A 20,147-nucleotide genomic window follows, 5' to 3' on the forward strand; every position below is an offset into this window, starting at 1 on the left:
GCAAATCCCGAGGGATTGCCGGCCAATCCCATTCAGCCCAGTGACCGGACATGCGCGCTTGTCCGGGTGCCAGTTTCCAACAGCCGACTTTCCCTTATGACGCCGCCCGCCACCGCCTTGCCCGTCGAAATGCCTCAGGCCTTCCTGGGCGTGGCACGCTCGCTCACCGACAAGCTCTGGCGCGACCGGCTGGATGCGCGGGGCGCGGCCACGGCGCTCGCCATCGTGCAGCGTCACCAGGTGCCGGAATTGCTGGCGCGGGTGCTGGCCGGCCGCGGTGTCGACATCGACGCGGTGCCCGATTTCCTCGATCCGACCATCCGAAAATTGTTGCCCGATCCGTTCACCGTGACGGAGATGGAGGCGGCTTCGAAGCGCATCGCCGATGCGGCCGTGAAGGGCGAGACGGTCGCGATCTTCGGCGACTACGACGTCGACGGCGCGACCTCGGCGGCACTGCTCGCCTGGCATCTGCGCCATTGCGGGCTCGATCCGCTAATCCACATTCCAGACCGCATCTTTGAAGGCTACGGCCCGAATGTCGAAGCGGTGCGCGGGCTGGCGGCCAAGGGCGCCACGCTGCTCGTCACCGTCGACTGCGGCACCACCAGCATCGAGCCGCTGGCCGAAGCCAAACGCCTCGGCATGTCCGTCGTGGTGATCGATCACCATCAGGCTGGCACGGAGCTGCCGGAGGTCGACGCACTGGTCAATCCGAACCGGCTCGACGATCTCTCCGGCCTCGGTCATCTCGCCGCCGTCGGCCTTGTGCTTGTCACGCTGGTCGCGGTCAATCGTGAACTGCGCCAGCGCGGCTTCTGGAATGCCGAGATGCCCGAGCCCGATCTGCTCGGCATGCTGCATCACGTCGCGCTCGGCACGGTCGCGGACGTAGCGCCATTGATCGGACTCAACCGCGCCTTCGTCGCCAAAGGGCTGATCGCGATGCGGCGGCGCGACCATGTCGGCCACACCGCGCTGATGGACGTGGCGCGGCTGAATGGACCGCCGGAGGCCTGGCATCTCGGCTTCATGCTGGGACCGCGCGTCAATGCCGGCGGCCGCATCGGCCGCGCTGATCTTGGCGTTCGGCTGCTGCTCGAGGGCGACAGCGTCGAGGCCGCGCGGATCGCGGCTGAACTCGACCGTCTCAACAGCGAGCGTCGCGTCATCGAGCAGGCGGCCGAAGCGCAGGCCGAAGCCGAGGCGCTCGCCTCGATCGGGCTGGAAGACAAGCTCGGCGTCATCGTCACCGCGTCTGAAGGCTGGCATCCCGGCGTGGTCGGCCTTGTCGCCTCGCGCCTGAAAGAGAAGTTCTCGCGGCCCGCGTTTGCGATTGCGCTCGAGCCCGGCGGCATCGGCACCGGCTCGGGCCGCTCGATCGCCGGCGTCGATCTCGGCAAGGCCGTACGGCAGGCGGTCACCGACGGCATTCTGCTCAAGGGCGGCGGCCACGCGATGGCTGCGGGCGTCACGCTACGGAAAGAGAAGCTCGCCGAATTCCGTGCCTATCTGGAGAACGCGCTGGCGCAGGCCGTCGCCGAGGCGCGCCATGTAAACGAGCTCTATATCGACGGCGCGATCTCGGCGCGCGCGGTGACGACGGATCTTGCGACCACGCTCAATCGCGCAGGTCCGTTCGGCAGCGGCAATCCGGAAGCCGTGCTGGCGCTGCCGGCGCATCAGCTCGTGTTTGCCAACGAGGTGGGACAGGCGCATTTACGCCTCCGCTTCAAGTCCGGCGACGGCGCCATCGTCAACGGCATCGCATTCCGCTCGGTCGGGCAAAAGCTCGGCAACGCGCTCCTCGCCAATCGCGGCCAGCAGCTGCATGTCGCGGGCTCCTTGTCGGTGGATCGCTACCAGGGCGCCGAGCGCGTGCAGTTCCGCGTCATCGACGTCGCCCTACCGGACCAGGGGCCATCCGTGATCAGGTAACGGCCGCAAAAAAAGACCGTAAACAACAAAAAAAGGAGTGAACATGACAGGGCAGGTTGAGGGCAAGGTCGCACTGGTGACGGGCGGCGCATCCGGTATTGGCGAAGCGATCGTCGACTTATTTGCGCGTGAAGGCGCGACTGTTGTCGTCACCGACATCGATGAGCTCCGCGGCCCCGAGCTCGCCAAGCGCATCACCAAGGCCGGCGGCAAGGCGATCTTCCTGGAGCAGGACGTCACCAGCGAGGAGCGCTGGATCGAGATCGTCGCAGAGGTCGCGAAGCGCCATGGCCGGCTCGACATCATGGTCTCTAATGCCGGCATCGGCATTGCCGTGCCCTCGATCACCGACATGACGCTCTCTGACTGGCGGAAGCAGAACGCGATCAATCTCGATGGCGTGTTTCTCTCGGTCAAGCATTGCCTGCCCTTGATGCGCAAGACCGGCGGCGGCTCGATTGTCATGATGTCCTCGCTCGCGGGCCTGCGCGGCGCGCCGGGCCTCTCAGCCTATTCGCTGACCAAGGGTGGCGTGCGGCTGTTCGCCAAATCGATCGCGATGGAGTGCGCGGCGGCCGGCGACGGCATCCGTGTCAACTCCGTGCATCCAGGCATCATCGACACGCCGATTTGGGGCAAGATCCCGACCGGGGCGACTGGCGCAGGCCAGAACGCGCCGATCGATCCGGAGGAGCGCGCCAAGGTCGCAACCCCGCTTGGCCGCGTGGGCCAGGCTGCGGAGATTGCCTCCGGCGTGCTGTATCTGGCCTCGGATGCATCGCGTTACGTCACGGGCAGCGAGCTCGTGATCGATGGCGGCATGAATGCCGGTGGGGTGCCGCGGCGGGCGTGAGACGCGCAAGGCAGGGTGGCGGTCGCAGGGGCTGACGCGCAGGCGTCGGCCCTGTAAAACGCTGCCGTCTCCTGCCCGAAAAAGGTCTCCTTCGCCATGGCGCACAGCCTTCACGCCTCCTCACCCGCAGTCGTACGCTCGAACCGGCCGGACCTCGCGACCGATGCGATCCGCATTGCGCGCGAAGATCTCGCCGCCTGTTTCCGGATGGCCGCGCGCAATGGTTTAGAGGAGGGCATCTGCAACCATTTCTCGGCCGTCGTGCCCGGCCATGACGATCTCTTCCTGGTCAACCCCTACGGCTACGCGTTTCGCGAACTGACCGCTTCAAAACTCCTGGTCTGCGACTTCCACGGCCACGTGCTCGATGGCGAAGGCGAGCCCGAGGCCACCGCGTTCTACATCCATGCCGAGATGCACAGGCGCCTGCCGCGCGCCAAGGTTGCCTTCCACACCCACATGCCCTATGCCACCGCATTGTCGATGACCGAGGGCGATCCCCTGATCTGGGCCGGCCAGACCGCGCTGAAATTCTACGGCCGCACCGCGGTCGACCGCGATTACAACGGCCTCGCGCTCGACAACTGCGAAGGTGCACGCATTGCCTCAGCCGTGGGCGATGCCGACATCGTCTTCATGAAGCATCACGGCGTGATGGTGCTGGCGCCGACGATCGCGGAAGCCTGGGACGATCTCTACTACCTCGAACGCGCGGCCGAGGTGCAGGTGCTGGCGATGTCGACGGGACGGAAGGTGCAACCAGTCGATCCCGCGATTGCGGCTGCGACCTACAAGCAGATGCGCGAAGGCGATTCCGAATCCGCGCGGCTGCATCTCACCGCGATCCGCCGCCAGCTCGATGCCGAAGAGCCGCAGTACCGGCACTGAAGCCGACTACGATCCCTGCCGCAGCTTCGCCAGTACCTTGAGCCCGCCATATCCATCGGCCGGCGTGATCCCGGCGCGCTGCTGAAAATCCTTGATCGCCTTCATGGTGTCATTGCCGACACGGCCGTCGGTGCCGCCTGTATCAAAGCCGGCCTTGGTCAGCCGCGTCTGCATCTCCTGCACCTCGGCCAGCGTCAGCACGCGCTCGGAGCCGGGGAAGGGCTGAATGAACGGCGGCGCGCCGAGGCAGCGGTCGCCGAGATGGCAGATCGCCAGCGCATAGTTCATCGAGGGATTATAGCTCTTCACGGCGTTGAAATTCGGTCCCAGCAGGAACGTCGGCCCGCCCGCGACCGGTGTCCACATCTGTGCGGATGCGTTCGGCTGCGGAAATGCCTGGCCGTCCGCGCGGGTGACGCCCGCCGCCTGCCACGCCGCAAAGGTTCGGCTGCCGCTCATCTCGCTGGACGCGCGGACCTCATAGCCCCAATGCTCGCCGCGATGCCATTTGCCGCGGTTGACCAGATACTTTGCGGTCGAGCCCAGCGCGTCATCGGGCTTGCCGAACGGCGAGACCTTGCCGTCGCCGTTATAATCGATACCGACATTGAGCCAGACCTCAGGCATCCATTGCGAATGCCCCATCGCGCCGGCCCAGGATCCCTGCATCTCCTCGGGTGTGCTCCAGCCCTTGTCGACGATACGCAGCGCATTGATCAGCTCGGTCTCCCAATAGGCCTTGCGGCGCGGCTCGTTCCAGGCGAGCGCGGCGAGCGAGGGAAACACGGGCGTCATGTGGTTCTGCTGCACCAGCGGATCGCCATAGGCGGACTCCACGCCCCACAGCGCCAGCAGCGTGCCGCGCTCGACGCCGAAGTCGCGTTCGATGCGCGCCAGCAGCGCCTCGTTGTTCTTCAGCGCGATCTTGCCGTTGATGATGCGCCAGTCGGAGACTCGGCGGTTGATATATTGCCAGACCTGCTCGTGGAATTCCGGCTGGTTGCGCATCTGCTTGAAGACGCTCATGTCAGGCTCGACTCGCGCCATCGCACGTTGCCAGGTCGCCGCCGAAATACCTTTTGCCATTGCGCGTGCGCGAAAACCTTCACGCCATTCATCGAAGCCCGGAGGCGAAGCGAGAACACGCGTTGGCAGTACGAGCAGGGTGGCGGCGCCCAGTGTGGATCGGAGTAGGGCGCGGCGGCTGTGGCGGGCGGAGGAATCAGCTTGTTTCATGGATGCATTGTAGCGGGAAACACGGCTGCTGTGAGCCGGTTCCAGGAACAGGAGGAACGGCTTCAGGCGTCGCGTTCCCCGGAACAAAGTGTCGCACTCCCGCATTCCCTCCGCACACAATCGAGGAGGACAACATGCGGAAATATCTGTTTGCCGCCGCCATGGTCACGGCCATCGCGGCTCCTGCGGTCGCGGATGAAGTCGGCGTTCATGTCGGTCCGGTCGGTGCCGGCGTGACGGTCGGCGAGTCCCATGAATATCGTGACCGAGATCGTGATCGCACCACCGTCATCAAGGAGCGTGCGCCGGCCGACCGCACCACCGTGATCAAGAAGGAAGATGAATTCGGAAACCGCAGCAAGACCGTGATTCATCACGACAACGATTGACGGACAAGGGGCCCCGGTCGATCGCCGGGGCCTGCTGTCTTCAACGAGACTTCGGGGTGGAATGAAGATACGAGCGCATGCGGAAAGCCATGTCGTCGAGCTCAACGACGGATCGTGCTGGCAAATTTTTCCCGGCGATCTCGCGGCGACACTGAGCTGGAAACCCGAAACGGATTTGCATCTGGAGCCGAGTGGCGACCGGATCAGTTCGCATGTGCTGGTCAATGCCGCGGATCGAAGCCGCATCCGGGTCATTGCGGCGGGCGAGGCATGGCCGGACGGTGAAGTTAAGAAAGCGTTGAAGGGCGGATAGGGCAGCCTCCCTAAATCCCCAACTTTAAGCCTGTCCTTTTACGGTCGGTTCGCTTCCGTCTGCGCATCATGCGCACATGCGGGAGCTGTTCGAGATCATTCGTTCCAATCCCTGGCCGTTCGGCGCCAGCCTGTTGGTCGTGGTCATGATGATCATCGCAGAAAACTTCGGCCGCGGCATTCAGGGGGGCGGCGACTTCGGCTTCGGCGATTTCGGCGATGGTGACGGCGGCGACGGAGGAGGCGACTAGGCCTCGTCCTGCAAATCGGCCGCGATGCCCGCAAGCCAACGGCGGACAGTGACTTCAGCCTTGCCGTCGAGCCCTGTCACCAGGCGCTTCTCTAGTTCGAGCACACGGTCCCGGCATGCCTTGAGCAGCGTCGCGCCGCGCGGCGTCAGCGTCCATTGCTGGATGCGGCCGTGGACGGGATGCGGCGTCATCAGGATCGCGCCGTCGCGCTCGAGGTTGCGGATGATGACGCCTACGGTCTGCGGCGTCAGGAAGGTGAGGCGGGCGACATCGGCTCCCGATAGGCCCGGATAAGCGTTCAGCATCGTCAGCACGGCGAATTGCGGCGAGGTGACGCCGAGATCAGCCAGCGTACGTTCCATCTTCAGGCGCACCGCGGCGTGGGCCTGGCGCAAGAGGTAGCCGAGATAGCCTTGCTCGCCGCGCTTGCCTTCGCCGGGGGCGGGCAGGTGTACCCGGCTATCCTTGGCTGGCCCGGGCGTCTTCGGCCTCGGTGGCGATCTTGTGATGTCGGTAGTCTTGCGCGTCATATAAGGGCTCTTATAATATATAAGCATTCTTACAATAGCACGAGGTGAACGGCAATGTCACACGCCCGCAGCGAGTACGAGGATTTCAAGAAGATTGCGCCGGACGCCTATGATCTGGTGCTTGCGCTGGGCCAGGTGGCTGCCAAGGCCGGCCTCGACAAGCAGCTTCTGGAGCTGGTCAAGCTACGCGCCTCGCAGATTAATGGCTGCGCCTTTTGCGTGCAGCATCACATTCTGTTCTCGGAGCGCATCCATGTTCCCGTGGACAAGCTCTACCTGGTCGCGGTCTGGCGCGAGGCGCCGATCTTCTCGGCTCGCGAACGTGCCGCGCTGGCCTGGGCGGAGGCGCTGACCTTCCTGCCCGACGGCGTCCGCGAGGAGGTCTATGCCGAGGCGTCCCGCGAGTTTTCCGAGACCGAGCTGATGTACCTGACGTCGGCAATCGCCTCGATCAATGTCTGGAACCGGTTTGGTGCGGCCTATCGCTGGACACCGGCGAAGCGGCCCGTCGCGGCGAGTGCTGCGGCGTTCTGATTACAACGCGGGGAGGTTGTCATGACGGCAATGAATTTGGTCACCATGCCGCGGCCTTTGCCATTGCGCTCAATGGCGCTGGCCGTCGTCGGCGGGCTCGTCTGCGCGCTCGCGCTCGGCAAGGCGCTGCAGGTGACGATGGACACCGTATCAGGCGCACTCGCGCCGCTCTGCGCCACCGCCGCGGAAAGCTCGCCGCTCGACAAGGTCGAGCCGATCGGCTCCTACGCATTGCCCAACGTACCGGGCAAGCGGGTCACCATCGTGCGCGTGTTCTACGGTCCTGGCGGGTTTTCGCGACCGCACCGGCATGCCGGCTCGGTGACGGCCTACATCACCAAGGGCGAGATTCGCTCCCAACTCGGTGGCGGTCCGGTCGAGACGTTCGGTGTCGGCCAGTCCTTCTTCGAGCCGCCAGGCGCGACGCACCTGGTCTCCGCCAACGCCAGCACCACGGAGCCGGCGGAATTAATTGCCGTGTTCGTGGCGGATGAGGGTGCGCAGCTCACGACGTATCTGGACTAACAGGCTTGCCGGGTCCGGATGAGCCATGCTCATCCGGACCACGATCGACGGTGACGGCTCAGTTCTCTTCGCCGCTCGATCCCTCGCGCAGGTCGGGCTTGATCACATCTTCGGTCAGCGTATGCGCGACCGGCTGCGGGGTGCTTGCGATCTCCGGGCCGACCTCGCGGCCGCGGGCGCGGATCAGGCGCTCGTACGCCGAAACCAGCGTAGCGTAGGGGCTGACCCAGATCCAGCCGTCGCGCGTGAACAGCTGGACGTCGAAATGCAGGTGCATCGACGTGCCCGCGGGATGGTCGAGATAGTTCGAGATGACGCCGATCTTCTCGCCCTCGGTGACGATGCGGCCGTTGAGCACTCCGTCGGCGTTCAACGCCTGCGGATTCATGTGCATGTAGCGGAAGCGGATGTGCTCGGTGCGGCTGTTGACCTCGAGCGTCGCAGCCTGGTCCTTTGACGCGCGGATCACCATGGCGTCGCGCACCGCAACGACCCCGCGCTGCCTGGGATCGCAGGGTTCGCGGCCGTCACCGGGCGAGGGGCAGTCGGCGGCGCGGATGTCCTCGCCCTGGTGGCCGTAGCCACCACCGCATTGCCAGACTTCGAAGCTGCGTGACTCGCAGAAATTGTCGCGCCACGGATAGGCGGTCGGGCGATCGTCCTTGTCGCGCTTGGCGTAGGATTGTGAATGCACGAAGGCGGGCGCCTTCTCGAGCGGAAAGCGGATCTGCGCATAGGCCATCGGATCGGGATGGCCGCCCTGTTTGCGATAGCCGGTGTTCGGGATGATGTCGCCGCTCGGCCGGTAGCTGAAATCCGCCGAACGTGCGGCCGGCCGATCGATCGGATCAGAGGCAACGTCCATCAATTGCCGCGTGCGCTGGCCGCCGGCAACGTGCAGCGCCTTCAGGAAGCGCTCGGCTACCGGGTAGGCCTCCTTGCAGGCGAGCCGCCGCGGTTTTGCGACGCTGTCCAGGCACTGGATCGACACTACATAGGCGGCGCCGAAGCGCGTGAAGGCGTAGCGCACGTAGCCTTCGCGGATGAATTTGCGCAGGTCCGGGTAGATTGTCGCCAGCGGCTTGACCGGCTCGCCCCGACCGCCGGCGGGATCGGCGATGTCGTAGACGAGTGCCGACCCGGTGATCTGCACCTCTACCCGCCTTGCGAAGGTGCGCGACGGCATGCCGTCGCCGGCGCCGGGCTCGAGCGAGAACGTTGCGCTGTAGCCGGCGGGACCGGCGTCGAACATGTCGGCGGGGTTGAAATCGGCCTGGTAGCGCGGCAGCGCCAGCGGGGTCTGTGTGCCGCTGCGTTGCGCCTCGAGATAGGCGGCGGCGTCGAACGGCAGCAGCACGGGAACGGGGCTGCGGGCGATGCCGGTGAAGAGTTGCGAGGAGACCGCGTTGAGCTGCACCAGCGCGGGCATGGCGCGCGGATCGAAGCGCGGCACCGAACGGCGCGGCACGAAGATGAAATCGCCGGCGACCTGCGGGCGGTTATTGATCTCGGTGCGGAGCTGGTCGAGCGCTGCGCGCCAATCGACGCGCAGCGCTGTGAGCGAGGGGCTGCGGAATTCGTCCGCAGCGAGCGGCGTTGCGAAGGAGAGCGAAAGCGACGCCAGAAGTAGCGAGACGAAGCGGAAACCGTTCCTACCCACTGTCTCGCCCCCCGGCGGCACCTGTTCCGATCCTCGATCCCTTGCCTAGTCCTTGGCGCGCTCGGAGTACGAGCCGTCTTCGGTCATCACCACGATGCGAGTGCCGACGGCGATGTGCGGCGGCACGGTGGTGCGGATACCGTTGGAGAGCACCGCCGGCTTGTAGGACGACGAGGCGGTCTGACCCTTGGTCACCGGCTCGGTCTCGACCACTTCGAGCGTCACGCGCTGCGGCAACGCGAGCGACACCACGTTGACGTCGTGGGTCGATAGCTTGACCATCATCTCTGGCTGAAGATAGGCGGCCGCGTCGCCGACCACGTCCTTGGAGACCTGGACCTGGTCGTAGGTCTCGGGGTTCATGAAGTGGAAGCCGTCGCCGTCTTCGTACAGGAAGGTGAAGTTGCGCTCTTCGATCGTGGCCTTTTCGACCTGATCGGTGGTCTTGTAGCGCTCGGAGATCTTTACCCCGTCCGAGATTCGGCGCATTTCGATCTGGCTGACCGGCGTGCCCTTGCCGGGATGGATGTTCTCGGCGCTCACGACGACATAGAGCTTGCCGTCTTGCTCGATCACGTTGCCCTTGCGAATAGAACTGGCGATGACTCTCAAAGCTATATTTCCTGCTTGCTTGGCCCGGCTCGGGCCAGGACTTGGTCAAATCGATGGGGGACTTGGGGCCTCAAATCAGACCTCGGCGCCCGTTTCGGGCCGCAACATACGCATTTTGTCGTTGAATGCCAGCATTTTGCTGGCCTGCGGGGCGGTCGGTTAATGGTTGGGGACAAGCTGATTTCGCCGTTCTGGACACCCGGGCGGCACCTCGACCGGCGGCCATTCCTCCAGGCCAGGGGGGCCGTTACCGGGTCTCTCAGGAGCTTTTTCGCCGAGCAGGGCTTTGTCGAGGTCGAAACCTCGGTTCTCCAGGTCTCCCCCGGCAATGAGACCCATCTTCACGCCCCCCGGACCGAGCTCATCCGGCCCGATGGCAGCCGGGCTAGCCGTTACCTGCGAACCTCGCCCGAATTCGCCTGCAAGAAGCTGCTGGCGGCTGGCGAGGAGCGAATCTTCGAATTCGCCCGGGTGTTCCGCGACCGCGAGCGCGGCGATTTGCACCTGCCCGAATTCACCATGCTGGAATGGTACCGGGCGGGCGCCCCCTACGACGCCATCATGGCCGACACTGTGGTGGTTATTGCCCACGCCGCGCAGGCGACCGGAATCGGGACCTTCGCGTTCCGGGGCCGGACCGCCGACCCTTTCGCCGAGCCGGAGCTGCTGACGGTCGCGGGCGCCTTCGAGCGCTTCGCCGGCATCGACCTGCTGTCGACAATCTCGGGCAACGAGGGTAACCGTGCCGCGCTCGCCCAGGCGGCGGCCGCCAAGGTCCGCGTCGCCGAGGACGACACCTGGTCAGACATCTTCAGCAAGGTCCTGGTCGAGCATGTCGAGCCGCATCTGGGACAGGGGCGTTTGACCATTCTGTTCGAATACCCATCTCCAGAGGCGGCATTGGCGCGGGTCAAGACGGACGATCCCAGGGTCGCGGAGCGGTTCGAGGTCTATGCCTGCGGCGTCGAGCTCGCCAACGGCTTCGGCGAATTGACCGACGCCGAGGAACAGCGCAAGCGCTTCACGGAGTCCATGGCGGAGAAGCAGCGCCGCTACGGCGAGGCCTATCCGCTGGACGAAGACTTTTTGGCTGCGGTCGCCCAAATGCCGGAGGCGAGCGGTGTCGCGCTCGGCTTCGACCGGCTGGTGATGCTGGCAAGCGGCGCAACACGGATTGATCAGGTGGTGTGGACGCCGCCTGCAAACGAAACGCCAAGTGAAAAATGACGAAGACCAATCTTGCACGGACATTGCGCGAGCCGGCCGACCTCGTGGCCGCGGACCTCGCGACTGCCACGGCGCTGCCCGCGCTCGAACGCGTCGCCGCGCGCTATGCGGTTGCGATCACGCCGGCGCTGGTCGAGCTGATCGACAAATCGGATCCCGATGACCCGATCGCGCGGCAGTTCGTTCCGACCGCCGCCGAGCTAGAGATGCAGCCGGGCGAGAATGCCGATCCGATCGGCGACCACCCGCATTCGCCGGTATCAGGCATCGTGCATCGTTATCCCGATCGCGTGCTTTTCAAGCTCGTTCACGTCTGTGCGGTATATTGCCGCTTCTGCTTCCGTCGCGAGATGGTCGGACCCGGCAAGGAGAACGCGCTCTCGGACAGCGCCTATCGCGCTGCGATCGATTACATCCGCGCGCATAGCGAGATCTGGGAGGTGATCCTGACCGGCGGCGATCCCCTGATGCTGTCGCCGCGCCGGCTGAGCGAGATCATGGCCGATCTGGCCGGCATCGATCACGTCAAGATCATCCGCCTTCATACCCGCGTGCCCGTGGCCGATCCCGCGCGGATCAGCGATGACATGGTCACGGCGCTGAAGGTCGAGGGCGCGACCACATGGGTGGCACTGCATGCCAATCATGCGCGCGAGCTGGCCCGGCCGGCGCGCGCCGCCTGCGCGCGGCTGGTCGATGCCGGGATTCCCATGGTGAGCCAGTCCGTGCTGTTGCGCGGCGTCAATGACAACGTCACCGCCCTGTCGGATTTGATGCGGGCTTTCGTCGAATGCCGGATAAAGCCCTATTACCTCCATCACGGCGATCTCGCGCCAGGCACGGCGCATTTGCGCACGACGCTGGCGCAAGGGCAGGATTTGATGCGGCAATTGCGGGGGCGGGTGTCAGGACTGTGTCAGCCTGACTACGTCATCGACATACCCGGCGGCGCCGGCAAGTCGCCGGTCGGACCGAATTATGTGTTGGCGGAGCAAAATACCGCAGCCGACGCACGTGATGCCGCCCCGGAAACGCGCTATCGTATCGTCGACTATTGCGGCGACGTTCATCTCTATCCGCCCGAGACGTGAGCGGCCGGAGAACGCCGGTTTGAGGAATGGAGGAGCGGATATGAAGAAGATCATGGTGGCAGCATCGCTCGTGGTCTTGCTCGGCGGAGCGGCTGTCGCGCAGACCGGCACCAAGGGGGCATCGACGTCAGGCGGCGCCACGTCGGGAACGTTGCCGCAGGCGCCTGTCGGTCACCGCCAGCCGCGTGCCGGCGATGTGCCGAACGAGAAGAATCTGAGCGATCCGAACACTCCCGTGAACAAGGAAGACGCTCTGCTCGACAAGAAGATCAAGAGCATCTGCCGCGGCTGCTAGGCCGCAATTGCGGCGCGGTGGGCAGGACGCGAACAGCCTCGCCCCGCCCACCTGTTGCCCCACTTAAGCGGTGCGCTCGTGCAGCCCGGCGCGCGCGGCGTTGCGCCGGATCTCGACCGCATCGGCGAGCTGCTCGAGCACGGTTGCCGTCGTTGCCCAGTCAATGCATCCGTCGGTGATGCTCTGACCGTAGACGAGCGGCTTGCCCGGCACCACGTCCTGGCGGCCGGCGACGAGATTGCTCTCGATCATCACGCCCATGATGCGGTTCTCGCCGCCCGAGATCTGGCCGGCGATATCGGCCGTGACCAGCGGCTGGTTCTCCGGCTTCTTGCTCGAATTGGCGTGGCTCGCATCCACCATCACCAGCGGCGCGACACCGGATTTCGCCAGATCGTTGCAAGCCGACGCGATGCTCGCCGCATCGTAGTTCGGCTTAGCTCCGCCGCGCAGGATGATGTGGCAGTCCTCGTTGCCCGCGGTCGAGGCGATCGCGGAGCGGCCGAGCTTCGTCACCGCCATGAAATGATGCGGATGCGAGGCCGACTTCACCGCGTCGGCTGCGATGCGCACATTGCCGTCGGTGCCGTTCTTGAACCCGACCGGGCAGGACAGCCCCGAGGCCAGCTCGCGATGGATCTGGCTCTCGGTCGTGCGCGCGCCGATTGCAGCCCAGGACACGAGATCGGCGATGTATTGCGGCGTCGTCATGTCCAAAAATTCTGCGCCGGCGGGCAGGCCCAGATTATTGATGGCCGAGAGCACGTTGCGGGCGAGCCGCAGGCCCTTGTTGATGTCGAAGCTGCCGTCCAGATCCGGGTCGTTGATCAGGCCCTTCCAGCCGACCGTGGTCCGCGGCTTCTCGAAATAGACCCGCATCACGATCTCGAGCTGGTCGGCCAGATCCTCGCGCAGGGCGGCGAGGCGCTCGGCATATTCGAGCGCGGCTTTGGGATCATGCACCGAGCAGGGGCCGACGACGACCAGAAGGCGGTCGTCCTGTCCGTTGAGGATGGCATGGATGGCGTTGCGCGCCGCCATCACCACACGGGTGGCCGTGAGGGTGCGCGGGACCTCCCGCATCGCGTCCTCAGGCGTGCTCAGCTCTTTCAGTTCGCGGATACGAAGATCGTCGGTCGTGCTCAGCACGGCGGGCTCCTGTCATGTTGAGAACCTGCCGGCCAATAAAAAAGCCGCCAGGTCTGGCGGCTGTTCGGACGTTTGCATCAATACTTTCAGATTGAGCGCGATCCTCCTGCCGCCAGCGAGCTGTCGTAGCTAAAGTACCAATAAAAGCTGGTGGCGACGGTGATCATGGGGACCATATAGCGTGCCATTCGCGCGTTGTCACCCCCCATCGGCTCGGCGGGCGACGAAACTCCTCAGGTGTTGCTTTTGCGTGCTGCCAGCGCCATGCCGATCAGGGTGGCGCCGCCGAACAGCAGGTTGATGCCGACGAGCACGCCGATGGCCCATTCCGCCGTGCTCGGCAGCCCCGTGATCACCATGAACGAGATAGCGATGTCGACGAGGCCCGAGATCAGCAGCCACGACCAGCGGCCGCTCAGCTCGCGGCGGTGCTCCAGGGCATACATGATGGTGGTGACGCCCTCGGCGAGGAAGTAGGCGCCGAGCACGATGGTCAGCGTCAGCACGGCCTGCATCGGGCGGGCCAACAGCAGCATGCCGGCGAGCACGGCGAGGGCCGCCGAGATCAGCGACCACCAGAAGCCCGGCGTGGCGCGGGCCCAATAGGTCACGATCAATCCGCCGATACCGCTGACCAGGAACATCCAGCCGAGAAAGATCGTGATGGCAAGGCTGGCGAGCGGCGGCAGGATCAGCGCCGCCACGCCGAGAACAGCAAGCAAAATGCCTTCGAACAGAAAGGCCTTCCAATGCGCCTTCACCGCATGGCTCATCGCGGATTGCAGCCGTGAAAATTGTTCGGGCGAAGTCATCGGCAAGCTCCGGATCGAAAGATGTGCGATCAATCTAGTACGCGCACTCAACGCTTGCCATCCCGCGGATCAACCGCCGCCGTGCGCCGACGAAAAACCCTCGCCACTGGTGCGGATGCGGTTGCGGCCGAGAACGTAGATCGCGGTTGTGACGACCAGCAGCGCAAGGCCGAGCAGGATCGAGACGAAGCCGATCGGGATGAGGGCTAGCGTCAGATTGCGCTCGGGGTTGATGAGCCAGTGGTGGATCGAGGTCAGCACGAAGGCGAGGCCGAGGAAACCAACACCGCCGCCGGCGAGCCACAGCGCCCACATCCGGCGCAGCTGGCTGAGCCGCTCCCGCGCGGTATCTGTGCGGGGCGCATGGTGGCGCGCGACGCGCCGCACCAGGCGCATGGCGAAGGCGATCGAGCTGAAGCCGATCAGCAGGCTCGCGGCGCCCAGCCACATCCGCAAGGTGGGATCGAGATCCGGCATGCGCTGAAGCGTGAGCAGTGGGAAGTCGAAGGCGGAATGCAGGGCGAGCGGGCCTGCGAAGATCAATAGGCGGCTTGAGAGGCGGGACCAGTCGCGATGATGGCGGTTCGCGCCCAGCGCCGTGCCGGCGCGCGCGATCGTCAGATAGGCGCCTGCGATGATGCCAAGCGCGCCGTGGAACGGCACGGTGAGCACGCTGCGCAGGGCCGCAAGCGACCGCCACATCTCTGCATGTTGCACCAGATAGGCGAGGTTTTCGTAGGCCGCGAAGCCAAGGCCGACGGCGGCGCCATAGACCACGGTGTCCATGGGGTTGACGAAGGTCCGCCGCTTGGTCGAGGAGACCAGCACGATGGCGATCACCTTCACCGCCTCCTCGGGCACCGCGACGCCGAAGACCGAATGCATGGCGAGCGCCGCCCAGGGATTGTCGGGCGCTGCGACCATCTTGGCGAAGGGGGCACGGGCGAGACCCAGCAGCGAGATGCTGGCCGCGCCAAGCAGGAATGCGGTCCAGACCTGGGCCGGGGGACCTGGGCGTTCCTCGGCGGCAATGACAAGCCACAGCATCAGCAGCGCCGGGGCGATGGCGGCCGTTCCGATGACGGTGGGTAACGCTTCAATCAGATACATCGGCGCCGAAAGTAGGTTCCCTTGGTCCGCTTATCCACGTGTCCCGATGCGACCATCTGTCATGCGCTTGCTGTCCCGTTGCTTAACACGCCCGACAGCTGGCGTTCATCAGGACCGCAAAGTGTAGAATAGGAGCGCAATCAATTGCATGACAGAACCACCTCGTCGTCGACTGTAACGGCTGCGCGCCTGTCAAAGAATCGCGATTGGTAAGTCAGATCAAGGCGATGTGCAGGTTTCTTCGATTCACGATGCACGTGCGCGGGCGGCGAGTCCAGAGCCGGGATGAGACCCGTTCGAACGACACGCCTCCGGCGTCTCACATCGAGCCCTGCTTGCTCCGGTTCGAATCGCGGGCTCCTGACAGACGGTCCTAGCCTGCGCTTTCCGCCCTCAGTGGGTGGTGAAGGGCGGTGGAGCGTCGGGCGTGATGTCGAAGGCTCCAAGGTGGAATTCCTCGCCGACGGCCTCTGGCTCGGAATGGTGGGCGAGCAGCGTGAAGGCTGCTTGCGGGTACTGCTTCCAGATATCGAGATCGCCGGCCGTAATCGTGAGCCAGCCGAACGTGTACATGTAGCGTCCGGGCTCGGTGACCCGGCCAACCCTGTCCCAGGTGATCTTATCAACCGTGATCTTGTCGACTGCCATCCGGTCCCCCGATCGCAAGTCTGCAAATGAAAAGTCTACAAATGAAGCCCGGCACGCGGCGCAGACCTTCAAAAACTGATCCCGCAATGGGGCCGCGATAGGGCAGCAATACGGATTGGTTGGGCCGGCTTCAGACCGGCTGCGGCATGGCCTGACGCACGACCAGGCGGACGAGGTCGTCCCGCTGCTGCTTCTCGGTGAACTTTACCGCAAAGCCGTTGTCGAACTTGCGGATGACGCGTCCAACGCAGGCGCCGACCGCAAGCGGTGTCCCGATCAGCGGGTCGTATTCGCTGGAGATCGCGACGCCGGCCGTGGAGACGTCGATAATGAAGCAGGGATGGGTGCTGCCGTCGGCAACCGTCAGGAATGTGTGCGATGCCTGCGGGACGAAGCGGCCGTCACGGCGCAGTTCCTGGATGCTGTCGTCCTTCTGCTTCTTCTCGAGCCAGGTCAGCTTTTCCGACATCCAGGCGCGGCGGGCCCGGGTCATGTCGAGCTCCATCAGGAAGCCCGATTTCAGCGTTGCGCTGATGGTGCACTGGAATTCGCCGAAATCCTGGAAATACGAGGTTACGCGCTCGCCGATCTTGCCGACGACCGGCACGTCCACGATCATGCGGAAGGGCGAGACGCGCTTGGTGCGGCAGGCGAAGTTTCGGAGCTTGCCATCGCAGTCGTACCAGCGATGCAGCGAATAGCTGCCGCTCACGGTCACTTCCACTGCACGCTGCCTGAGGAACTCTGCGACGGACATGGGTGCCAGATCGTGTTTCTGATTGTTTCCGTAATTCCACGGTAGCGATCAAATTCTAAACAAATGATACCGGCACTCAGGAGCAGGGGTAAATTTCCGGTAAACAGGCCGGTAGTGTGCCGGGATAAGCGGCAAAACGTCCCGGTTATCGGGCGCGCTGATTCACAACCGCGTCATTGCGACCGCGGCCGCTTCAGCCGTTCCGGCACTTGACGATGATGCCGTCTGCGAGGCGTCATCGAGGGTCCAATTGCCGAGCAGCGTGATGATCGCCTCGCGCCGGTACTGGTGCCGCTCGTGCCTGGAGGTTTGCCGATAATCGATGCCGTCCCGTCGTGCCAGCGCGCGCGACACGATCGCGATCTGTCGCAGCTTCGCCTGCTCCAAGGAGCTCATGTCTCACCGCGTGGCAACGCCACCTGCTGTTGGAGGGCGGGGTCTGTGAATCGGGCGCGTAGAACCTAGCTCGACCGGCTTACGGAGACCTGACGCGGGTTTGTTGGCCCGAACTGAACGGCGGCATCCAGGCGGCGAGCCAACCGGGGACGAAGTCCCGCAACGACACGAGCAGCGCGAACCCTCCGAACAGGGAGACGAAGCCTTTGACGATCCCGGGCCCGATCGCTCCCGGCTCCGAACCGGATCCCGATCGTTGCGAGCGCGCTTTCGATGCGCTCGCCGTCGGTCAGGAAGATGAACGCCCCGAGGTAAAACGGCACGCGCGATTGCAAAAAGGACGCGATTATGGCTGCCAGGACGGCGCAGCCATAAGCGTCGCGAACAATGCCCAGCCGCTCATGCGCGACGGCACCGTTGCCTTGGCGGCTTGGCGCTGCGGCGCCGATCTGCCGCGCGCCATGTGCTCCAGCATTTTGGCGCGTCGGTCCGGCGAGTACGGCGCCGTGCGCTGCATCCAGGCCGGGGGCGTGGTCACAGCTGGCGGGGCGCCGGACGGACCGTGCGCTGTGGATTTGCGTTGCTCCATGGGCCGAAGCTGGTCCTTCAAGACGTGACGCCATCGCGGTCGGCGAGGCGGTTCCTTCGGACATTGGTCGGGGTTGAGGGCCAAGGAGGTTCATGCCGGGAGGACGGATTCTGCCGGCGCATCGCCCGGCTTACCAAGCGATCATCCCCAGCCTGGAGGCGTCATATCAAAAAGTTGCTATTCTGCATCTGATTGTATCTATCGATGAATGCGGCTAGTGCAGGGGCAATGAAGCCGTCCGAACATTATCGTCCAGATATTGACGGGTTGCGCGCTGTCTCGATCCTGCTGGTGGTCGGCTATCACATGCATCCTTGGATGCTGCCAGGCGGCTTCGTCGGCGTCGACGTGTTCTTCGTCATCTCCGGCTTTCTGATCACGCGAATCCTGCTCACGCCCGGCAGCATACCGCTTGCGACATTCTATGCACGGCGGATTAAGCGGATCTTTCCGGCGCTGATCGCCGTTCTCGTGGCCACCTATGCAATTGGATGGTTTGTCTTGCTGCCCCAGCCTTTTCGTCTGCTGGGAGAGAACATCGTTGCCAGCGCGCTATTCGCTTCGAACCTGTTCCAACTCGGGCAGGTCGGTTATTTCGCGTCGCTAGCCGCGGAAAATCCGCTGATTCATCTCTGGTCGCTCGGCGTCGAGGAGCAGTTTTATATCTTCTGGCCGCTGGGGCTCGTCCTGCTGCGGCGTTCGCCTTATCGTCGACGGTACATCCTCGGCGCGATTCTGTTGTCGCTCGTCGCCAGCGTGGTTCTTGCCAGGGCGAACCTGAACTGGGGCTTCTACGCGCCGATGCCACGCGCCTGGGAATTGCTGATCGGCGGGCTGCTGGCCGAAGCCAATCTCGTCAGGAAAAGCGGGAGCAATTTCCTCGGAGCCATCGGCCTTGGCGCAATCGTGGCGTCCGGACTGCTGTTCGACCGATCGATGCCTTTTCCGGGCGCGCTGGCGCTCGTCCCCGTCCTCGGCGCCGCGCTCGTCATCGCGTCGCCGAGTGCCGTGACCAACCGCATGCTGCTGTCGAGCCGGCCTGCCGTTCAGCTTGGGCTCGTCAGCTACCCGCTCTACCTCTGGCACTGGCCGCTATTGGCCTATCTCGGAATCCTGCGGCACGGGGTACCGAACTTCATCGAGATATGGGCCGCAGTCCTTGCCGCGGGCGTACTGTCGATCCTGACCTATCGCTTCATCGAATTGCCCGTCTGCCATCGGCGCAATGTGGCGCCGGTTTTGTCGATTGCGCTAGCGTCCATTGGCGCGATCGGTCTGGTGACGATCGCTTCGGCCGGCTTCCTCTGGCGATTTCCGCCGGAGTTGCAGGCGATTGCGGCCGTCAACACCGAGGACAATCCGGCCTTCAGGGACCACTGCTTTCTCGAGGCGCCGGGGAGCAGTTTCGACGCAAGCTGTGTCGAACCGGGCGACAGGCCACTGGTTCTGCTATGGGGCGATTCCAACGCCGCGGCGCTCTATCCGGCCGTGAGCGACGCCGCCAGGCAAAGCTCGTTCCGGGTGGCACGCTTCACGGCGCCAGGCTGCGCGCCGATCCTCGATGCGGGGCGGAGCGCCTCGTGTGCGGAAGCCAACGGCAAGGCCTTCGCGCTGATCGCGGCGCGGCGCCCGGACATCGTCGTGCTCCACGCAATGTGGGGCTTTGACAACGACCTGAAGAAATTGGCCAGCACCATTGTCGCGCTTCGAGGCGCCGGCGTCCAACGTGTGGTCGTTCTCGGGCCGCCGCCGGTGTGGAAGCGCACGCTTCCGCACGCGATCATCAACCATTATCGCTTTGCACACGAACTACCGGAGCGGCTTGCGGCCGGCGTGTCGGGCCCGGCCGAGGACGAATTGATGGCGAATTTCAGCAGATCCGCCGGCGTCGATTTCGTGTCGCTGCGGAAGGTGCTCTGTGACGAGCGGCAATGCCTTATCCGGACGCCTGCCGGCGAGGTGATCGCAACGGATACGATTCATCTGTCGCCGGGTGGGGCGAAGCTGGTCATCGACGTCATAGGCCGGGACCTGTTTCACGGCCCGGAGCACCAGCAAGACCAGCGCGCCAACGGCCAGGGCGAGCTTGATCACTTTCCAGGTCAAGCTGTCCCACTCGATCTCCAATCCGAGCCTTGGCAATGCGCGCCGCATCGCGCGTGTCGCGAGCGCTTCGACGATAACGAACGCAAGGGCAATGCCCGCGATGAGAGACCATGACGGCTCGGCCGGAGACATCCGGGCCGCGAGCCGGCCGGGGGTGGCCCCGGGACGGACCCATTTCAATAGATTGCCATGACGTGCCGTCTTGTGCCTAAGTACGAGTGCGGATGCTGCAAGATCAA

General features: G+C 64.6%; 23 protein-coding genes. 13 read left to right on the plus strand and 10 right to left on the minus strand.

Features of this window, described 5'->3' with window-relative positions; all coding sequences use genetic code 11:
- The first annotated feature begins 96 nt into the window (after nt 1-96).
- From recJ to K3F49_RS20780, 3 genes are all read left to right on the plus strand, one after another.
- A complete protein-coding gene (gene recJ / locus K3F49_RS20770; RefSeq protein WP_234682806.1) occupies nt 97-1,938 on the plus strand; it encodes a single-stranded-DNA-specific exonuclease RecJ in 1,842 nt (613 codons plus the stop codon).
- A gap of 43 nt (nt 1,939-1,981) precedes the next feature.
- Entirely contained in the window at nt 1,982-2,791 is an 810-nt protein-coding gene (locus tag K3F49_RS20775; RefSeq protein ID WP_234682807.1) for an SDR family NAD(P)-dependent oxidoreductase, read from the plus strand.
- Nucleotides 2,792-2,887: 96 nt separating this feature from the next.
- Entirely contained in the window at nt 2,888-3,679 is a 792-nt protein-coding gene (locus tag K3F49_RS20780) for an aldolase (protein WP_234682808.1), read from the plus strand.
- Nucleotides 3,680-3,685: 6 nt separating this feature from the next.
- Here K3F49_RS20780 and K3F49_RS20785 read toward each other — a convergent pair whose 3' ends face one another.
- On the minus strand, nt 3,686-4,915 hold the full coding sequence (locus tag K3F49_RS20785) for a lytic murein transglycosylase (protein ID WP_234682809.1): 1,230 nt from the start codon (nt 4,913-4,915) through the stop codon (nt 3,686-3,688).
- A 134-nt stretch (nt 4,916-5,049) separates the two neighbouring features.
- Here K3F49_RS20785 and K3F49_RS20790 point away from each other — a divergent pair, with 134 nt between their 5' ends.
- From K3F49_RS20790 to K3F49_RS20800, 3 genes are all read left to right on the plus strand, one after another.
- Nucleotides 5,050-5,304, plus strand: coding sequence for a hypothetical protein (locus K3F49_RS20790; RefSeq protein ID WP_234682810.1), 255 nt, complete (start codon nt 5,050-5,052; stop codon nt 5,302-5,304).
- Between the two features lie 61 nt (nt 5,305-5,365).
- Nucleotides 5,366-5,617 carry a hypothetical protein gene (locus K3F49_RS20795; protein ID WP_234682811.1) on the plus strand — a complete coding sequence of 84 codons (252 nt, stop codon included), beginning with the start codon at nt 5,366-5,368 and terminating at the stop codon, nt 5,615-5,617.
- Between the two features lie 76 nt (nt 5,618-5,693).
- Nucleotides 5,694-5,867 (plus strand): hypothetical protein, encoded by a 174-nt coding sequence (locus K3F49_RS20800; RefSeq protein ID WP_234682812.1) that lies wholly within the window; start codon nt 5,694-5,696, stop codon nt 5,865-5,867.
- Here K3F49_RS20800 and K3F49_RS20805 read toward each other — a convergent pair.
- Complete coding sequence (locus K3F49_RS20805) at nt 5,864-6,397, minus strand: MarR family winged helix-turn-helix transcriptional regulator (protein ID WP_234682813.1); 534 nt, start codon at nt 6,395-6,397, stop codon at nt 5,864-5,866. The genes K3F49_RS20800 and K3F49_RS20805 overlap by 4 nt on opposite strands.
- Nucleotides 6,398-6,451: 54 nt before the next feature.
- Between K3F49_RS20805 and K3F49_RS20810 the strand changes: the two genes are divergently transcribed.
- Both K3F49_RS20810 and K3F49_RS20815 read left to right on the plus strand, forming a co-directional pair.
- Nucleotides 6,452-6,931, plus strand: coding sequence for a carboxymuconolactone decarboxylase family protein (locus K3F49_RS20810; protein ID WP_234682814.1), 480 nt, complete (start codon nt 6,452-6,454; stop codon nt 6,929-6,931).
- Between the two features lie 21 nt (nt 6,932-6,952).
- Nucleotides 6,953-7,456, plus strand: a complete 504-nt coding sequence (locus K3F49_RS20815) for a cupin domain-containing protein (RefSeq protein ID WP_234682815.1) — start codon at nt 6,953-6,955, stop codon at nt 7,454-7,456.
- A gap of 58 nt (nt 7,457-7,514) precedes the next feature.
- Here K3F49_RS20815 and K3F49_RS20820 read toward each other — a convergent pair whose 3' ends face one another.
- Together K3F49_RS20820 and efp are read right to left on the minus strand one after the other, a co-directional pair.
- A complete protein-coding gene (locus tag K3F49_RS20820; protein ID WP_234682816.1) occupies nt 7,515-9,137 on the minus strand; it encodes a M23 family peptidase in 1,623 nt (540 codons plus the stop codon).
- Nucleotides 9,138-9,161: 24 nt separating this feature from the next.
- Entirely contained in the window at nt 9,162-9,728 is a 567-nt protein-coding gene (gene efp, locus K3F49_RS20825; protein ID WP_234682817.1) for an elongation factor P, read from the minus strand.
- 162 nt (nt 9,729-9,890) lie between these two features.
- On the opposite strand from efp, the gene epmA reads away from it, so the two are divergent.
- From epmA to K3F49_RS20840, 3 genes are read left to right on the plus strand one after another with little or no spacing between them, the layout of a single operon-like run.
- Complete coding sequence (gene epmA, locus K3F49_RS20830) at nt 9,891-10,955, plus strand: EF-P lysine aminoacylase EpmA (RefSeq protein ID WP_234682818.1); 1,065 nt, start codon at nt 9,891-9,893, stop codon at nt 10,953-10,955.
- Nucleotides 10,952-12,046 carry a lysine-2,3-aminomutase-like protein gene (locus K3F49_RS20835; protein WP_234682819.1) on the plus strand — a complete coding sequence of 365 codons (1,095 nt, stop codon included), beginning with the start codon at nt 10,952-10,954 and terminating at the stop codon, nt 12,044-12,046. Before epmA ends, K3F49_RS20835 begins: the two co-directional genes overlap by 4 nt.
- A 40-nt stretch (nt 12,047-12,086) precedes the next feature.
- Nucleotides 12,087-12,341 carry a hypothetical protein gene (locus K3F49_RS20840; RefSeq protein ID WP_234682820.1) on the plus strand — a complete coding sequence of 85 codons (255 nt, stop codon included), beginning with the start codon at nt 12,087-12,089 and terminating at the stop codon, nt 12,339-12,341.
- Nucleotides 12,342-12,404: 63 nt separating this feature from the next.
- Here the strand turns inward: K3F49_RS20840 and K3F49_RS20845 are convergent, their stop codons facing one another.
- The 6 genes from K3F49_RS20845 to K3F49_RS20870 form a co-directional block, all read right to left on the minus strand.
- Nucleotides 12,405-13,490, minus strand: a complete 1,086-nt coding sequence (locus K3F49_RS20845) for a 3-deoxy-7-phosphoheptulonate synthase (RefSeq protein ID WP_346657334.1) — start codon at nt 13,488-13,490, stop codon at nt 12,405-12,407.
- A gap of 233 nt (nt 13,491-13,723) precedes the next feature.
- Nucleotides 13,724-14,302, minus strand: a complete 579-nt coding sequence (locus K3F49_RS20850) for an HdeD family acid-resistance protein (RefSeq protein ID WP_234682821.1) — start codon at nt 14,300-14,302, stop codon at nt 13,724-13,726.
- Nucleotides 14,303-14,371: 69 nt separating this feature from the next.
- Entirely contained in the window at nt 14,372-15,412 is a 1,041-nt protein-coding gene (locus K3F49_RS20855) for a PrsW family glutamic-type intramembrane protease (protein ID WP_234682822.1), read from the minus strand.
- A gap of 393 nt (nt 15,413-15,805) precedes the next feature.
- A complete protein-coding gene (locus tag K3F49_RS20860; protein WP_234682823.1) occupies nt 15,806-16,060 on the minus strand; it encodes a hypothetical protein in 255 nt (84 codons plus the stop codon).
- A 130-nt stretch (nt 16,061-16,190) separates the two neighbouring features.
- A complete protein-coding gene (locus tag K3F49_RS20865) occupies nt 16,191-16,817 on the minus strand; it encodes a PilZ domain-containing protein (protein ID WP_234682824.1) in 627 nt (208 codons plus the stop codon).
- A 162-nt stretch (nt 16,818-16,979) separates the two neighbouring features.
- The gene (locus K3F49_RS20870) at nt 16,980-17,213 is read right to left on the minus strand and encodes a hypothetical protein (RefSeq protein WP_234682825.1); all 234 of its coding nucleotides are present in this window, start codon (nt 17,211-17,213) and stop codon (nt 16,980-16,982) included.
- 206 nt (nt 17,214-17,419) lie between these two features.
- On the opposite strand from K3F49_RS20870, the gene K3F49_RS20875 reads away from it, so the two are divergent.
- Nucleotides 17,420-17,830, plus strand: a complete 411-nt coding sequence (locus tag K3F49_RS20875; protein WP_234682826.1) for a hypothetical protein — start codon at nt 17,420-17,422, stop codon at nt 17,828-17,830.
- A gap of 200 nt (nt 17,831-18,030) precedes the next feature.
- The gene (locus K3F49_RS20880) at nt 18,031-20,022 is read left to right on the plus strand and encodes an acyltransferase family protein (RefSeq protein ID WP_234682827.1); all 1,992 of its coding nucleotides are present in this window, start codon (nt 18,031-18,033) and stop codon (nt 20,020-20,022) included.
- The last annotated feature ends 125 nt before the right edge of the window (nt 20,023-20,147 follow it).

Source organism: Bradyrhizobium monzae (assembly GCF_021458635.1).
Taxonomy (GTDB): Bacteria; Pseudomonadota; Alphaproteobacteria; order Rhizobiales; family Xanthobacteraceae; genus Bradyrhizobium.

Bases quoted from the DNA above. Each gene is read 5' to 3' on its own strand.
- recJ (WP_234682806.1), top strand. From the start codon at position 97: ATGACGCCGCCCGCCACCGCCTTGCCCGTCGAAATGCCTCAGGCCTTC.
- K3F49_RS20775 (WP_234682807.1), top strand. From the start codon at position 1,982: ATGACAGGGCAGGTTGAGGGCAAGGTCGCACTGGTGACGGGCGGCGCA.
- K3F49_RS20780 (WP_234682808.1), top strand. From the start codon at position 2,888: ATGGCGCACAGCCTTCACGCCTCCTCACCCGCAGTCGTACGCTCGAAC.
- K3F49_RS20785 (WP_234682809.1), bottom strand. From the start codon at position 4,915: ATGAAACAAGCTGATTCCTCCGCCCGCCACAGCCGCCGCGCCCTACTC.
- K3F49_RS20790 (WP_234682810.1), top strand. From the start codon at position 5,050: ATGCGGAAATATCTGTTTGCCGCCGCCATGGTCACGGCCATCGCGGCT.
- K3F49_RS20795 (WP_234682811.1), top strand. From the start codon at position 5,366: ATGAAGATACGAGCGCATGCGGAAAGCCATGTCGTCGAGCTCAACGAC.
- K3F49_RS20800 (WP_234682812.1), top strand. From the start codon at position 5,694: ATGCGGGAGCTGTTCGAGATCATTCGTTCCAATCCCTGGCCGTTCGGC.
- K3F49_RS20805 (WP_234682813.1), bottom strand. From the start codon at position 6,397: ATGACGCGCAAGACTACCGACATCACAAGATCGCCACCGAGGCCGAAG.
- K3F49_RS20810 (WP_234682814.1), top strand. From the start codon at position 6,452: ATGTCACACGCCCGCAGCGAGTACGAGGATTTCAAGAAGATTGCGCCG.
- K3F49_RS20815 (WP_234682815.1), top strand. From the start codon at position 6,953: ATGACGGCAATGAATTTGGTCACCATGCCGCGGCCTTTGCCATTGCGC.
- epmA (WP_234682818.1), top strand. From the start codon at position 9,891: ATGGTTGGGGACAAGCTGATTTCGCCGTTCTGGACACCCGGGCGGCAC.
- K3F49_RS20835 (WP_234682819.1), top strand. From the start codon at position 10,952: ATGACGAAGACCAATCTTGCACGGACATTGCGCGAGCCGGCCGACCTC.
- K3F49_RS20840 (WP_234682820.1), top strand. From the start codon at position 12,087: ATGAAGAAGATCATGGTGGCAGCATCGCTCGTGGTCTTGCTCGGCGGA.
- K3F49_RS20850 (WP_234682821.1), bottom strand. From the start codon at position 14,302: ATGACTTCGCCCGAACAATTTTCACGGCTGCAATCCGCGATGAGCCAT.
- K3F49_RS20855 (WP_234682822.1), bottom strand. From the start codon at position 15,412: ATGTATCTGATTGAAGCGTTACCCACCGTCATCGGAACGGCCGCCATC.
- K3F49_RS20860 (WP_234682823.1), bottom strand. From the start codon at position 16,060: ATGGCAGTCGACAAGATCACGGTTGATAAGATCACCTGGGACAGGGTT.
- K3F49_RS20865 (WP_234682824.1), bottom strand. From the start codon at position 16,817: ATGTCCGTCGCAGAGTTCCTCAGGCAGCGTGCAGTGGAAGTGACCGTG.
- K3F49_RS20870 (WP_234682825.1), bottom strand. From the start codon at position 17,213: ATGAGCTCCTTGGAGCAGGCGAAGCTGCGACAGATCGCGATCGTGTCG.
- K3F49_RS20880 (WP_234682827.1), top strand. From the start codon at position 18,031: ATGAAGCCGTCCGAACATTATCGTCCAGATATTGACGGGTTGCGCGCT.